We start from the raw sequence: 14637 nt of genomic DNA, 5'->3' as shown, positions 1-14637 counted from the left end.
ACTGGAAGCGGAAGACCAGGCACTGTTAAGGCCGCTGCACCTGATTACGGCCAAACCCACCATGTATGTGGCAAATGTTTCCGAGGATGGATTTGAAAACAATCCGCTTTTGGACAAACTGTCAGAATATGCGCAATCCAAAAATGCCCCTATTGTGGCTATTTGCGCCGCTATTGAAGCGGAAATTGCCGAGTTGGATGACGAGGACCGCCTGGTCTTCCTGGCTGACATGGGTATGGATGAACCCGGGTTAAGCCGATTGATTCGCGCTGCATACAGCCTTTTGGGCCTGCAGACTTATTTCACGGCAGGCGTCAAGGAAGTTCGCGCATGGACGATCAGAAAAGGGGATACAGCACCTATGGCTGCCGGCGTTATCCATACTGATTTTCAGCGAGGATTTATTCGCGCACAAACCATTTCGTACGACGATTTTGTCACCCATAAGGGAGAACAGGGTGCCAAGGAAGCCGGTCGTGTTCGCGCCGAAGGAAAAGAATATGTGGTACAGGATGGAGATGTACTGAACTTTTTATTTAATGTCTGATAGGGTTTAACCCTTATATTTTTTTGTCCCGCGCAGACCATAAAAGATTAATAAATTAACAACACCCTTGAAAGCGAACCATTAAATATTAAAAAACTGAATTTAAGCCGATTTTGAACAGGTTTTAGGGCATCAAGACAACAATCAGCACCCGTTCAACCAGATGTGACGCAGAGAACATGGAAAAAACCCCGTTTGATAGCAACAAAAACAAGCATCTTACGAATCACGAGGCCGATGATGAATATCCAAAACCTTCCCTATTCCTTGACGCATCTGTCATCCATGGACCTGATTGAAGAAAATACACAACTTCGTGACCAGATGGATCGTCTGCTTCGTTTTGGCCACGAAAATCAGCAGATACTGAGCCGTAACCATGAAATGAGCCTGAAGCTTATCGCGGCGGATACATTGACCGACCTAATTCGGCATATTTTTGTGACGATGAAAAACACTGCCCAGCTTGATGTGATTTCCACGATCCTCCTTGACCCCAAGGATGAGCTCGGCGAACTGGTTTCTTTCCTTGGGATTGACACCAGCAAACATCCCCTCCTTATGCTGGCGCAGAATATGGAATCCTTTCACCCTTCTTTAAGCAGCCTGCATAAACCGCTTTTAGGATCATACTGTCCCCAGCAACATCGCGGGCTTTTCACTGCGGTTTCCAGACCGCCAAGAAGTGTTGCTGTCATCCCATTCAGACGCCATCATCGCCTGACCGGTTTTGTCTGTCTTGGCAGTATGGATATCAATCGCTTCATTTCCGGCATGGCAACGGATTTCCTCCAGCTTCAGGGTTCCATCATGGCAATCTGCCTGGACAACGTCATTACGCAGGAAAAACTCAAACAGGTCAGCTTGACCGATCCACTGACGGCCATTGGCAATCGCCGTCATCTGGAAGAACAGTTACTCAAGGAACTCTCATTGGCACGCAGGCACGACAGCGCCCTGTCATGCCTTTTTATTGATATCGACAAATTCAAACTGATCAATGACCGCCTGGGACACCCGGCTGGTGATGAAGTGCTGAAAGAACTGGCAATCCGGATCAAAAATGAGTTGCGCAGCTATGATATTCCTGCCCGATTCGGCGGTGAAGAATTTGTCCTGGTGCTGCCCAATACGGAATCACACGATGCAAAAACCATCGCGGAACGCATTCGCCTGGCAGCAGCCGGCAAAGCATTCAGTCTGCCTGACAAGGAGTTTTGTGATGTCACGATTTCCATTGGCGGTTTTACTGTAACCGGCATTGAACCCGGCCAGAGCCTGTCCGATCTGGCTTATTTTATTCTGTCACAGGCTGATCTGGCATTATATGAAGCAAAAGAGAGCGGAAGAAACCGGGTTGTCTGGGCAAACCAGGCTCATCCTTTTCCCGGCAACGCAGAAATGAATGAAGGATGAGCCTAGCCCTGCCGCTGGAGGGATTCAAATTTCACACGCAGCATGTCGTGTGTTTCAGCCAGTTCCGGCGTTCTGACAATACAGTTGACGGGACAAACAATGGCACATTGCGGCTCATCATAATGGCCGACACATTCGGTACAGCGTGACGGGTTGATTTCATAAATTTCCGGCCCAAGAACAATCGCTTCATTAGGGCATTCCGGCACACAGACATCACAGTTAATGCAGTCCCGGGTAATAAAAAGCGCCATGTCTGCTCCGGATAAATGGGAATATCCCTCCTGCCTGATGGACAAAAGGGGAAACTGGAGCGCTGATCAATCCGTCATCAGACGGATTTTGTTTTTCAGCCAGTTTTCAACAGAAGGGAAGACAAATTTGGAGACATCCCCGCCCAGGACTGCGATTTCACGGACAATCGTGCCGGAAATAAACTGGTACTGATCCGAAGGCGTCATAAAGAGTGTCTCGGCTTCCGGCATGAGATATCGGTTCATGCCTGCCATCTGGAATTCATACTCAAAATCAGAAACAGCCCGCAATCCGCGGATAATGACGCGCGCATCGTGCTCCCTGACCAGATCTTTCAGAAGGCCGGTAAAGGCAACCACTTTGACATTCTGATAATGACCCAGCACTTCATTGGCAATCTCAAGCCGTTCTTCCATTGTAAAGAAAGGTTTTTTGGTCCTGCTGTCTGCCACGCCGACAATCAGTTTTTTGAATAATCCGGATGACCGCCGGACAATGTCCTCATGACCACGCGTAAGTGGATCAAATGTACCCGGATAAACGGCAATGGTCATTTTTTTTCATTCCTTCAATAAAAACAGCAGGCTCATATTATGCCTGAAGATGGTCTTCATACAGCAATTGCAATAGGTGATAACAGACATGTCCTGCCCTGTCCTGTCGAATTATATGCCATTGCCTGCCATTTTTGCTCAAGTTTTCAACAGTTTCTTCGCTCAGAAAGGTGGATGATTCAACATACACAACCCCCTCTTCCTTGAGCAAATCCGCACACAACGGCAGGATTTCAGGCAGGATATTGGCCTGAAAAGGAGGATCAAGAAAAACAACATTAAACTGTTTTTTTTGTGCAACAAGACGCTGCGCTACCTGGAGGGCATCACCCTGCACAAGCGTAACCAGAGCCCCGGCATTCAGTTTGTCACTGGTCGCCTGCAACTGTGCAAAAGCCGCACGGTGTGACTCCACCATCGTTACCTGTCTTGTGCCGCGGCTTGCCGCCTCAAAACCGAAAGCGCCGGTACCGGCAAAGAGATCAAGACAATCCATGGCTTCCCAGCGGCCGCCAAAAAGCGTATACAACCAGTTAAACAGTGTTTCCCTGACACGGCTGGGCGTCGGTCGCAGGTCGGGTGCCACACTGACGGGTAAAAGCGAACGCTTCCACTGTCCACCAATGATCCTGACCTGGTAGCTGAGTTTGCTTTTCTGGCTGGCAGATGATTGTCGACGTCGCATGTCACTCTTTTCTGTTGGGCTGATGAAGCACGGATTATTTCGATTCGCCAACAATCACTGTTGACAGACGATCGGCAGAGAGTTTGCGGGCAAAGGCTTCGCGTACATCAGCCACCGTGACAGCATTGATGCGATCCGTCCAGTTGTTCAGATAATCCAGCGGCAAACCATAGTATCCGATCATCGAGACCAGAGCGAGTATCTTCACATTGTTGTCCATGCGAAGCGGAAAACCCTCAACCAGATTGTCTTTTGCCGCTTTCAGTTCCTCTTCGGTCGGCCCGTTCTGCATGAAGGTATCAAATGTCTCCCTGACCACCCGGATCGCTCCTTTTGTCTGTTCTTTTTTTGTCTGCAGGCTGATCATAAACGGCCCCTTTTGCATGCGCGACTCAAACTGGCTGAAGACACTGTAGGAAAGTCCTCTTTTTTCCCGGACCTCCTTCATCAGACGGGAAACAAAACCCCCTCCGCCCAGGATGTAATTGCCGACTGTCAGTGCAAAGAAATCCGGATCACCGCGCGTTAAGGCTGGCATGCCAACCAGGATATGCGACTGGGTTGCCGGGTGTTCAATAAATTGTTCGCCCCCCGCTTTCACCGCCACATCCGGCAACGGGGCGGTTTTTTGTCCCGCAGGCTGGCGGTTCAGCCGTACACTGAGCTCTTCTGCGATGGCTTCGGCACGGGAACGGGAAGCATCTCCCACGATAGTAATCGTTGCTGTCTCGGCCACATAATACCGCCGGTGAAATTCCTGCAAATCCTTGCGGGTAATGGTGGAAAGCGACTCGGGCGTCGGGCTGAAAGCATAGGGATGTGAGCCATACAGCGCTTTCATGAAGGCACGGGAAGCAATGGCGTCCGGCTGTGTCAGTGCCTCACGAATGGCGGAAACAGCCCGTGTCCTGTCCCGCTGCAGCATATCGGCAGGAAAAGCCGGTTGAGCAAGGAGCCGTGCCAGTACACGGATCGCCTGGTCTGACTCTTTTTCTGAAGACAATGTCCTCAGGATGACACTTGATCTGTCCATGCCGGCACTGCCGGAACGCTCGGCACCGGTATCGGCAAACGTGTCTGAAATCCGTGCTTCCGTCAGCGCCGGTTCTTTGAACGGCGCTGCTGAAGCCACGATACCCCGCGCCAGCATCAGATTGGTCAGCGCAGCAAGGCCTGCCTTTCCATCGGGATCCCTTCGTGAGCCGGCATCAAAATCCACGCTGATATCCAGAACCGGAATGGCATGCGTCTCAACGAAAAACACCTTTGCGCCGTTTTTTGTCTGCCAGGATTCAATGGTGATTGCCGCATGAAGCGGTATCTGCACCAGCAAAAGCATCGTCAGCCCCAGCAGGCGGGTAAACCATGAAGTGAATATATCGTGGTAAGAAAACAGTTTCATAAGCTGAACCAATCCCTGTCTGTTAGTTGGCATCAATGTCTGAGAGGCGCCTGAGGCGGCTTTTTATTATGGTCCAGTGGCAAAGGAACCAGGGTTCCCACGGTGAGCGTATCATCGCCAAAATACCGGGAAGCGACAGACTGGACATCATCTGAGGTCACTTCCTTGAGTTTTTCAATGACACGATCCATCTGCCGGTAACCGATACCGGTCATTTCCAGTACACCGATTTCCAGGGCCTGGCCGAAAAGCGAATCCCGCTTGTATATCTGCGAAGAAATAATCTGCATTTTCACCCGCTCAAGTTCAGCCTGCGATACCCCTTCCCTTGCAATCCGGGCAACCTCTGCGCGCAGGCGTTTTTCGAGTTCAGGGGTTTCTGTCCTGCCAAGCGGTACAGCGGCAAGCGTAAAAAGCGCCGGGCCTCTGGATGGCGTGGCATAACCTGCCGCAACACTGCTGGCAACTTTATCCTTGCGCACCAGCCTGGCAGACAGGCGGGCATTATCATAACCATCCAGGATGGCTGAAAGAACATCCAGGGCATACACATCCCGGTCATTTTCAATATCACGCAATGAAGGTACCTTGAAGGCCAGCACGACCATCGGATTTTCCGCAGGCGCCTTGACGGTAACGCGCCGTATGCCCTGCTGCTTTGGCTCTGTCTGCGGACGGCTCGGGATCACCTCACGGGCAGGAATATTCCCGAAATGTTTTTTTGCCAGGGCAAATACGTCCGCGGCCCTGACATCACCCACCACGACCATGGTGGCATTGTTCGGCGCATACCAGCGCTCGTACCAGTTTTTCGCATCAGCCGCTGTCATGTTTTCCAGGTCGTTCATCCATCCGATGATCGGCCAGTGATACGGGTGTGCCACAAATGCTGCGGCATATACCGCTTCATCCAGAAGCGATGCCGGCTGGTCTTCCGTACGCAGACGTCTTTCCTCCATGACAACCTTGATTTCCTTGCCAAATTCTTCCGTGGTCAACAGGAGACTTTGCATCCTGTCAGCTTCCAGTTCCATCATCCGTTCAAGCTGGCTGTTCTGGATCTGCTGAAAGTAAGCGGTGTAATCCCTGCCGGTAAACGCATTGTCACGCCCACCAAGTGACGCCACCATCCGGCTGAATTCACCCTGTCCGTATTTTTTTGTCCCCTTGAACATCATGTGCTCCAGCACGTGTGCCACACCGGTTGTCCCGCTGGTCTCATCCATGGAGCCGGCCTTGTACCAGACCATATGCACCACAACCGGCGAACGGGTATCTTCCCGGACAATGATTTTCATCCCGTTTTCAAGCGTAATGTCTTTCGCTTCCTGTGCGGACACGGTACCTGACATACCCAGCACAAAAAATAAAAGGCCCATCAGAATATTTTGAAATTTCATAGTGCCGGCTCTGCTAAAATGATGATTATTGTCAGACAGCAAAACGGCCTTTGCTGTCTTTTTAGTGATTACAGTATATTGCGCATCCATGTTCAGCTTTTTTCGAAAAAAAACCGAAACAAATGCCTCCGATGAGGCAAAAACAGACACACCTTCCACACCGGAAACAACAGAGAATCCCGCTGCACCAAGCCCACAAACTGAAACTCACGTTCCTGATACTGCCACAAGCGCGCCGCCAAGCCAAGAACATCCGGCAGAAAATCGCTCATGGTTTGATCGGCTTAAAGACGGTTTATCCAAAACCTCAGCCAATCTCAATATTTTCGGCACCGTCATGCTGGATGACGACCTGTACGATGAACTGGAAATGGCGCTCTTGACATCGGACGCCGGTATTGAGGCTACGGAACAGCTTCTTTATGACCTTCGGGAGAAAGTCGGCCGGGAGCGTCTGTCACGACCGGAAGACATTCGTAACGCCCTGCGGGAACTCCTGACCGATATGCTCAAACCACTTGAGAAACGTCTTGAAATCGGCCGTCACCAGCCACTGGTCATGATGATTGCTGGCGTCAACGGCGCAGGCAAAACCACAACCATCGGCAAGCTGGCCCGCCATCTTCAGGCACATGGCCAAACGGTACTGCTTGCTGCAGGAGATACCTTCCGGGCCGCAGCCCGGGAACAGCTGGCCATCTGGGGTGACCGCAACCAGATTACGGTCATTGCACAGGAATCGGGTGACCCGGCTGCGGTTGCCTTTGATGCGGTACAATCTGCCAAGGCAAAAGGTATCGATGTTGTCATGGTGGATACGGCTGGCCGTCTGCCCACGCAACTGCATCTGATGGAAGAGCTGAAAAAAGTCCAACGCGTCATCGGGAAAGGCGAAACATCCGCACCGCATGAAGTGCTTCTGGTGATCGACGGTAATACCGGACAGAATGCGCTGGCACAGGTAAGGGCATTTGATGAGGCGCTCACCCTCACCGGACTGATCGTCACCAAACTGGATGGCACGGCAAAGGGAGGCATTCTCGCTGCCATTGCCAAAGTCCGTCCCATTCCGGTTTACTTTATCGGTGTGGGTGAGAAAATTGAAGATCTGCAACCTTTTGTTGCCGAGGAATTTACGCGAGCGTTATTGAACTGAACCGCAAAACATGTCTGCCATGATCGAATTTTTTGATGTTTCCCGTTTTTATCCGGGTGATATCACTGCTGTCAGCAATATCACCTTCTCCATCCAGCCGGGAGAAATGGTGTTTCTGACCGGTCCCTCCGGCGCAGGCAAATCCACGCTGCTCAAAATGATCGCCGCCATCGAAAAACCGGATGACGGCACACTTACCGTCAATGGACAGGATATTGCCAACCTGAGACCGGCGGGCATTGCTTCTTTGCGCCAGAACCTGGGACTTGTCCTGCAACAGCAGGCACTGCTTGAAGACAGAACCATCCTGGACAATGTCATGCTGCCACTGATCGTAACCGGCACATCAAGAGCTGAAGCAGAAGCCCGCGCCAACGCAGCCCTGGACAAGGTTGACCTGGCAGATCGCGCCTGGTTTCGTCCGCAAACCCTGTCTGGGGGCGAACAGCAGCGGGTAGCGGTTGCCCGGGCGATCGTCAACAAGCCAAAAATCATCCTGGCAGATGAACCGACCACCAATCTGGATCGGGAAAGCGCCGTCAAGGTCATTGATGCCATCAGCTTTTTCCAGTCGGCAGGTGTCACCTGTATTATCGCAACACATGATGGCCAGTTGCTTGAGCGGGCAAACCGGATTATTTATCTGAAACAGGGGCGGCTGATCAAATCCGAGCAGCGCGTCAGGCCTCAGACGGGAAGACCATGAGTAACTGGTTCAGACAGCATTTTTTCGCCATCGGTGACGCCTTTGCCCAATTGCGGCGTGCACCCGGCAATTCTTTTTTCAATATTCTCGTCCTGTCCATGACGCTGGCTCTGCCGTTTGCCGGTGTCACCCTGCTGGAAAATCTCCAGACACTGACAGGCCGGATGGCCGTTGAACCTGAAATCAGTATTTTTCTGAATCTTGAGGTTTCCCGTGAAGATGCACAGGCACTCGAACAACCCATCCGCCGTATCCTTTATTCCGATGAGCGCAGCAACCAGGTTGTTTTCATTCCCAAGGAAAAAGCGCTGCAGATCCTGCAGCAAAAAGAAGGCATTACCGACATCGTCAAGACACTGGGCCGAAACCCACTACCGGACGGATACCTTATCCGCATTGCCCGTAATGATGGCGACCCGCGTTTTGCACTGCATATTGAAAACATTGCCCGACAGCTGGAAGGACTTCCCCATGTGCAAAAAGTCCAGATAGATTCCGCCTGGATAAAACGCCTTGCCGCATTTGTCCGTGTAGTCCGGATGTGTATTCTCTTTCTCGGCATCACGCTGGGTGTTGTCGTCATTGCCGTCATTTTCAATACCATCCGTCTCCAGGTGCTCACACGGATTGATGAGATCACCCTGACCCGAATGGTTGGCGCCACCCGTTCCTACATCCGGCGTCCTTTTTATTACACGGGCATCCTGCTCGGACTTTTTTCAGGCGCTTTGGCGCTGGGTATTGTCGTATTGGCCCTGTATCCCTTGAACAACGTCATTGCAGACCTTGCCCGCCTTTACGCATCTGATCTGCAACTGGCGCCGCCCAATCCGCTTGTTTCAGTGTCCCTGCTCCTGATCAGTGCCGCTTTGGGCTGGATAGGCGCGCTTTTTTCGGTCAATCGCCACCTGGGCCGCATGAGCTGATTGGCCTCATTCGCAAAAGCCATTGATTTTCAGGGAAAAAGCCGCTTTTCTTGCGGCGTCTCAAACCCATCCGGACATCCTGTTTTATCCTGATTTCACTTGGGTCAGGACTCATTGATTTGCCGTGGGCGAAAAGTGGATTTTTCCTGTCTGTCAAGGCGTCGGGGCAAAATCAGACGAAGGCGTATTGGACATACGGCGAGGTCGATTTTGACCCGACAACACTGGCAGACGGGGAAAAGTCGCTTTGCAGCAGGCTAATTAATGAGTCCTGACCCTAGGCCTTGCGCCCGTCTTTAAAACGCATGCGCCCGTTAGCACTCTCTCTCAAAGAGTGCTAAAATAGAGGGTATGGAAAAACAATTTAATTCACTCACCTTGGAAAAAGTTAAGGGGGAAGCATGACCGCATCCGCACCATCTGCATTGATGCCGGCGAACAATCATTTTTTGGCTCTTGGTTTTACCGGCGCTCTGGGCAATATTGAAGCCTACATCGCAGAAGTCAACCGCCTGCCGATGCTCACGCATGAGCAGGAGACTTCACTGGCCGAGCGTTATCGTGAACACAATGATCTGGCTGCCGCACAGGAACTGGTGCTGTCACATCTGAGGCTGGTTGCCTCCGTTGCCCGTGGCTATCTGGGCTATGGCCTGCCGCATGCCGACCTGATCCAGGAAGGCAATATCGGCCTGATGAAAGCAGTCAAGCGTTTTGATCCCACTATGGGAGTACGCCTGGTTTCCTACGCCATTCACTGGATCAAGGCAGAAATTCATGAGTACATCCTGAAAAACTGGCGTATGGTCAAGGTTGCCACAACCAAGGCCCAGCGCAAGCTCTTCTTCAATCTGCGCAGCCACCGCAATGGCAGTGAAACCATGAATGAAGCACAAATCGACTCTCTGGCAAAAAAACTCAATGTCAAACGGGAGGAAGTGCTGGAAATGGAAACCCGCATGAATGGCCGTGACATTGCGCTGGAACCGCCAACTGACGATGACGACGAAAGCTTTGCGCCCATTTCCTATCTTTCATCGGAAGAAAACGAGCCGACCAGGGTACTGGAAACGCTTGAAACGGAACGGCTTCAATCCGAAGGACTGGAAGAGGCGCTGGGCAAACTGGATCCGCGTTCCCGCCGTATCATTGAGGCACGCTGGCTTGCCAACGATGAGGGTTCCGGTGCAACCCTGCATACCCTCGCAGAGGAATTCGGAGTATCTGCCGAGCGTATTCGCCAGATCGAAACCGCTGCCATGAAGAAGATGAAAACGGCGCTGGTTGCCTACCAGTAATCCGGCAGGTATGCCACAATAAAAGGCACGTCAGGTGCCTTTTATTTTGCCTGCGCCACTGGCCAGGTGTTACAGGCAAGCCTGACCTGAAAGAAAACGCCTGAACCATGCCGCTTTTTCAATATGCGTTAAAGCCCGTTAAAGAATGCCTGTTCCCGCTGAGCGACAACGGGCAGAAAAATGTTGCCTGGTTCTGGCTGACAGACAGTGCTTACTGCATTGACCTCGGCACAGTCAGGCTCTTTGAAAACTCCCGTATCTGGCAGGAAAAATACGGATTGCCCCCTGAGGCATCAGGATGGGATGAATACCCCTATATCAGGCAACTGGAGGATTTGTTTGACATCCTGCCTGAAATCACCACACCGGTTCCCGATTGGGCATGGAAGCGGGTTGGCACGCCAGAAAAACGCTTTGCACTCAAAAGACAACTCGACAACTGATTCGAAAAACTGGATGCTCCGTCTGATGAGAAATGGGAACTTTATGGCGATATGACTCGCCTGGTGTGGGACAACAACCGCCTGGATACCGGCTACCTGCGTTTTCGCAGTTTTTGCTGGTTCTGCCGCATAGGCGAACAGCTTGTCATCCAGTATGATTTCCGCGACATCGACGAAGATGGCCTCCCGGTCTGGTCTGCCTCTATAGGCTCATATGAAATATCCTACGAGCTTTTTATGCAGGAGATGGAAAATCTCCTGCACCATTTTTTCCTCGACATGGAAAAACAGTTTGGTCAATGGGTAACGTATCACCCCGAATTCAACCGTCTCGCCTGACCCGTGCTACCGGATGCACAATCGGTATCACGGCTTTCACTGGCGATATGGGAAGAAATGAACCGGTGCTTCTGCCTGTTTTTCTTTCTCCGGGTAAGAGCAGAAAGCGTGGCCGTAGATAATCTCAAACGGCAGGCTGATCCTGCCATCAGCATCCCTTTCATTTTCCAGATAATCCAGTAAATCCGAATAAGCTGTTTTTCCCATCAACCCCTGCCTGCGTGTACGAAGGGCATTTCCGCCCAGTGCACGAACATCTGAAAGCAGACTGTTGACATGCTCATAGGTGACGTGAATCACCTCCCTGTCCAAAACAGGCGAAACAAATCCGGCTTCAACCATCCTGTCGCCCAGATCATGCATTTCCGTAAAAGGGAGGACGTGTCCATACCCGTCCACCTGCTGAAAAGCCACTTTCAGGGGAGAAAGTGTCTCCGGACCAAAGCATGAAAACATCAGCATGCCGTCCTTGCTTAGTACACGTTTCCATGCCGAAAAAACGGACAGCGGCTCGGGGTGCCAGTGCAGCGACAGGCTGGACCACAGCATATCAAAACTGCCGTTCATAAAAGGCAATTCGGCAAAATTGGCACAGACCGTTCCCATCACCTTTCCGTGTTTTTTTGCCTCAAGCAGCATGGCATGGGAAGCATCCAGCGCCACCATTTTTGCACCGGGGAAGCGATCCCGCAAAAGCGGTAAATCCGCTCCCTCCCCACAGCCGGCATCCAGCATCCGCTTCGGTTCAACCCGGATCATCGACAGTCGCTCGTGCATCCGGTCTGCCACTTCCCTGCGCAGGAAAGCCGAGCCGGCAATGCGCGAAGGAAGAGCAAAAAGCTGCCGTACCCGCATGAGGTCAACAGGGCTGTCAGGCAAAACGAGCGGTTCTTCCGAAAAGGACATGAATTTCAAAAAGAGAATGCGATAATGTGTGAAGTTTAACCCTGAAAGAAAAATTCGGCGAATGATGGCGTTATTGCGATGCCACCACCTTCTAGACATGCTGCTGACACTCCGGAAAAAAACAGCCCGGCTGGCTGATCACATTGTGCGCTCCCTGCCGCACTTTTGCGCGCTGTGCCATTCACCCGGGTCATCCGGGCTGTGCGATAGCTGTCAGAAACGCTATTTTACCGGGGATGAGACCCGATGCCGCCAATGCGCCCACCAACTGACAGAAAGCAAAAACGATGTTCGTCTTTGTGGCGTCTGCCTCAAACGCTCCCCGACGTTTGACCAGACAATTACAGCAGCGGACTATGTCCCACCGATTGACCAGCTCGTCCAGTCGCTCAAGTTCGGCAGCCGCCTGGACCTGGCACCGCTTTTTGCTACCCTGATGGATCGCGCCATACAGAAAAACTCGCTGGAAAATACGTCTTATCCCACCATTCTGGCGCCTGTCCCCCTATCCAATAACCGGCTTATCACACGAGGGTTTAACCAGGCCCTTGAAATCGCAAAGCCGCTATCACACCAACGGAACATCCCCCTTATGCCGCACCTGATTGAACGTATTCGTGACACCCCTCCCCAGACAGTCATTTCCTTAAAGGAGCGGCGCAGAAATATCCGCGGGGCATTTGTTATCAATGCCGCATTCAAGACACAGATACAGGGTGCGCATATCGCCATTGTTGACGATGTGCTGACAACCGGTGAAACGATGGGCGAGCTGGCGCGCCTGCTAAAACAGGCAGGCGCCGCACAGGTCAGCGGTTTTGTTTTTGCCCGAACCCCGCTTTGAATCTGGAGAAGGCATGTTTCACGTCGTACTCGTTGAACCGGAAATCCCCCCCAATACAGGCAATATTATCCGTCTTTGTGCCAATACCGGTGCGCAGCTCCACCTGGTCGAACCCCTGGGATTTCCACTGGAAGACGCCAAAATGCGGCGAGCCGGGCTTGATTATCATGAATTCGCCACAATGAAGGTTTACCGTAACTGGGAAGATTTCATCACGAAAAACCAGCCGGATAAAAACAGAATGTTTGTCCTGACAACACATGGCGCCACGCCTTTTGCCAATACCCCCTTCAAGCCGGGAGATTTTTTTGTCTTCGGCTCAGAGACAAAAGGACTGTCTGCCGGACTGCGCGACAGTTTTCCTGTATCACAGCGTATCCGTCTGCCCATGCGCCCGGATAACCGCAGTCTCAACCTATCCAACAGCGTGGCGGTTGTCGTTTTTGAAGCCTGGCGCCAGAACAGTTTTGAAGGCAGTGTCTGAAATAAAAAAACCGGCGGTCAAATGACCGCCGGTCTGGTCTTGTTAAAACCGGTCAACCGCCAAAAAAGTCTTTCACTTTCTGCCCCCATGACTTGTCCTGAGGTGTATGTCTTTCACCACCTTCCACGACCAGCTTGTCGAATTCCTTGAGCAGTTCTTTTTGTTTGTCGGTAAGTTTCACCGGTGTCTCCAGCGTCACATGACAGAAAAGATCACCCGCCTGGCCGGAGCGCACGCCTTTGATGCCCTTGCCGCGCAAACGGAATATCTTGCCCGTCTGGGTACCCTCCGGGATATTGAACGATACCTTGCCATCCAGTGTCGGCACCTCGATATCGCCACCAAGCCCTGCCCGACCAAATGAGACGGGCACTTCGCAGTGGAGATCATCGCCTTCCCGCTGGAATACCGGATGCGGCTTGATGCGGATTTCCACATAAAGGTCTCCCGGCGGCCCGCCATTGGCTCCTGGCTCACCATTGCCGGAAGAACGGATCCGCATGCCATCATCAATACCGGCAGGAATCTTGACTTCCAGGGTCTTGTTGCGCTTGACGCGGCCTACGCCGTGACACTGAATACAGGGGTCCTTGATGATCTTGCCCATGCCGTTACAGGTGGGGCAGGTCTGCAGGATACTGAAAAATCCCTGCTGCATCCGCACCTGGCCGGAACCATCACAGGTCTTGCAGGTTTCCGGCGTGGTGCCCGGCTTGGCACCGGAACCATGACAGGTATCACAGACATCCCATGAAGGAACGCGAATCGTCTTGTCAGCCCCTGTTGCGGCCTCTTCAAGCGTAATATCCAGGTTGTATCGCAGATCGGCCCCCCGGTACATCTGCGGGCCGCTGCTTCGCTGCTGCCCACGGCCGGTGCCGAAAATATCGCCAAAAATGTCGCCAAACGCATCGGCAAAGCCACCAGCACCAGCTCCAGAACCTCTGAAGCCTCCCCCCATATTCATATTGGGGTCCACCCCTGCATGGCCAAACCGGTCATAAGCAGCCCGCTTTTCCTCATCGGACAGCATCTCGTAGGCTTCCTTAACCTCTTTGAACTTGGCTTCTGCCGTCTTGCTGTCGGGATTGCGGTCAGGGTGGAACTTCATCGCCAGTTTGCGATAAGCCTTCTTGATCTCATCTTCCGACGCATTTTTGGGTACGCCCAGGGTTTCGTAAAAATCGCGTTTTGACATGTTGTTTCACACTATCCAGTTGTCTCCGGCATATCAGTATCTACCGGATGCTGTTTCCTTTTCCCGCCTGGCTCACTT

15 protein-coding genes and 1 pseudogene (1 of these 16 running past the window's edge) are annotated in these 14637 nt (G+C 52.1%); 9 read left to right on the top strand and 7 right to left on the bottom strand.

Annotation, left to right across the window (positions count from 1 at the left end):
- Together ychF and NB640_RS08220 are read left to right on the top strand one after the other, a co-directional pair.
- On the top strand, nt 1–547 hold the 3' portion of the coding sequence (gene ychF / locus NB640_RS08225; protein ID WP_269308253.1) for a redox-regulated ATPase YchF. Its footprint begins 545 nt before the window's first position; the window shows 547 of its 1092 coding nt (coding positions 546–1092); the start codon falls outside the window, past its left edge; the stop codon is at nt 545–547.
- A 237-nt stretch (nt 548–784) separates the two neighbouring features.
- On the top strand, nt 785–1963 hold the full coding sequence (locus NB640_RS08220; protein ID WP_269308252.1) for a DUF484 family protein: 1179 nt from the start codon (nt 785–787) through the stop codon (nt 1961–1963).
- A gap of 2 nt (nt 1964–1965) precedes the next feature.
- Here NB640_RS08220 and NB640_RS08215 read toward each other — a convergent pair whose 3' ends face one another.
- The 5 genes from NB640_RS08215 to NB640_RS08195 form a co-directional block, all read right to left on the bottom strand.
- Nucleotides 1966–2217, bottom strand: coding sequence for a YfhL family 4Fe-4S dicluster ferredoxin (locus NB640_RS08215; RefSeq protein WP_269308251.1), 252 nt, complete (start codon nt 2215–2217; stop codon nt 1966–1968).
- Between the two features lie 66 nt (nt 2218–2283).
- Nucleotides 2284–2772: a pantetheine-phosphate adenylyltransferase gene (coaD, locus tag NB640_RS08210; RefSeq protein ID WP_269308250.1), complete on the bottom strand. Its 489-nt coding sequence runs from the start codon at nt 2770–2772 to the stop codon at nt 2284–2286.
- Between the two features lie 37 nt (nt 2773–2809).
- Nucleotides 2810–3457: a 16S rRNA (guanine(966)-N(2))-methyltransferase RsmD gene (gene rsmD, locus NB640_RS08205; RefSeq protein WP_269308249.1), complete on the bottom strand. Its 648-nt coding sequence runs from the start codon at nt 3455–3457 to the stop codon at nt 2810–2812.
- A 34-nt stretch (nt 3458–3491) separates the two neighbouring features.
- Nucleotides 3492–4859: a M16 family metallopeptidase gene (locus NB640_RS08200; RefSeq protein ID WP_269308248.1), complete on the bottom strand. Its 1368-nt coding sequence runs from the start codon at nt 4857–4859 to the stop codon at nt 3492–3494.
- A gap of 32 nt (nt 4860–4891) precedes the next feature.
- Entirely contained in the window at nt 4892–6259 is a 1368-nt protein-coding gene (locus tag NB640_RS08195; protein ID WP_269308247.1) for a M16 family metallopeptidase, read from the bottom strand.
- A gap of 88 nt (nt 6260–6347) precedes the next feature.
- Between NB640_RS08195 and ftsY the strand changes: the two genes are divergently transcribed.
- From ftsY to NB640_RS08170, 5 genes and pseudogenes are all read left to right on the top strand, one after another.
- Nucleotides 6348–7415: a signal recognition particle-docking protein FtsY gene (gene ftsY, locus NB640_RS08190; RefSeq protein ID WP_269308246.1), complete on the top strand. Its 1068-nt coding sequence runs from the start codon at nt 6348–6350 to the stop codon at nt 7413–7415.
- A 19-nt stretch (nt 7416–7434) separates the two neighbouring features.
- The gene (locus NB640_RS08185; protein ID WP_269308245.1) at nt 7435–8121 is read left to right on the top strand and encodes a cell division ATP-binding protein FtsE; all 687 of its coding nucleotides are present in this window, start codon (nt 7435–7437) and stop codon (nt 8119–8121) included.
- A complete protein-coding gene (locus NB640_RS08180) occupies nt 8118–9047 on the top strand; it encodes a cell division protein FtsX (RefSeq protein WP_269308244.1) in 930 nt (309 codons plus the stop codon). The genes NB640_RS08185 and NB640_RS08180 overlap by 4 nt, the downstream gene beginning before the upstream one ends.
- Before the next feature lie 401 nt (nt 9048–9448).
- Nucleotides 9449–10345 (top strand): RNA polymerase sigma factor RpoH, encoded by an 897-nt coding sequence (gene rpoH / locus NB640_RS08175; protein WP_269308243.1) that lies wholly within the window; start codon nt 9449–9451, stop codon nt 10343–10345.
- 107 nt (nt 10346–10452) lie between these two features.
- Nucleotides 10453–11127 (top strand): annotated as a pseudogene (locus NB640_RS08170) (DUF5984 family protein).
- 36 nt (nt 11128–11163) lie between these two features.
- On the opposite strand, the gene NB640_RS08165 reads toward NB640_RS08170, so the two are convergent.
- Nucleotides 11164–12033 carry a methyltransferase domain-containing protein gene (locus NB640_RS08165; protein WP_269308242.1) on the bottom strand — a complete coding sequence of 290 codons (870 nt, stop codon included), beginning with the start codon at nt 12031–12033 and terminating at the stop codon, nt 11164–11166.
- Nucleotides 12034–12094: 61 nt separating this feature from the next.
- Here NB640_RS08165 and NB640_RS08160 point away from each other — a divergent pair, with 61 nt between their 5' ends.
- Nucleotides 12095–12877, top strand: coding sequence for a ComF family protein (locus NB640_RS08160; RefSeq protein WP_269308241.1), 783 nt, complete (start codon nt 12095–12097; stop codon nt 12875–12877).
- Nucleotides 12878–12890: 13 nt separating this feature from the next.
- The gene (trmL, locus tag NB640_RS08155; protein WP_269308240.1) at nt 12891–13361 is read left to right on the top strand and encodes a tRNA (uridine(34)/cytosine(34)/5-carboxymethylaminomethyluridine(34)-2'-O)-methyltransferase TrmL; all 471 of its coding nucleotides are present in this window, start codon (nt 12891–12893) and stop codon (nt 13359–13361) included.
- 52 nt (nt 13362–13413) lie between these two features.
- Here the strand turns inward: trmL and dnaJ are convergent, their stop codons facing one another.
- Nucleotides 13414–14559, bottom strand: a complete 1146-nt coding sequence (dnaJ, locus tag NB640_RS08150) for a molecular chaperone DnaJ (protein ID WP_269308239.1) — start codon at nt 14557–14559, stop codon at nt 13414–13416.
- Nucleotides 14560–14637: the final 78 nt, after the last annotated feature.

Source organism: Oxalobacter vibrioformis, assembly GCF_027118995.1.
Classification (GTDB): Bacteria; Pseudomonadota; Gammaproteobacteria; order Burkholderiales; family Burkholderiaceae_D; genus Oxalobacter; species Oxalobacter vibrioformis.
The sequence above is the reverse complement of the archived record's forward strand: the minus strand, read 5'-3'. Positions and strand labels throughout refer to the sequence as shown.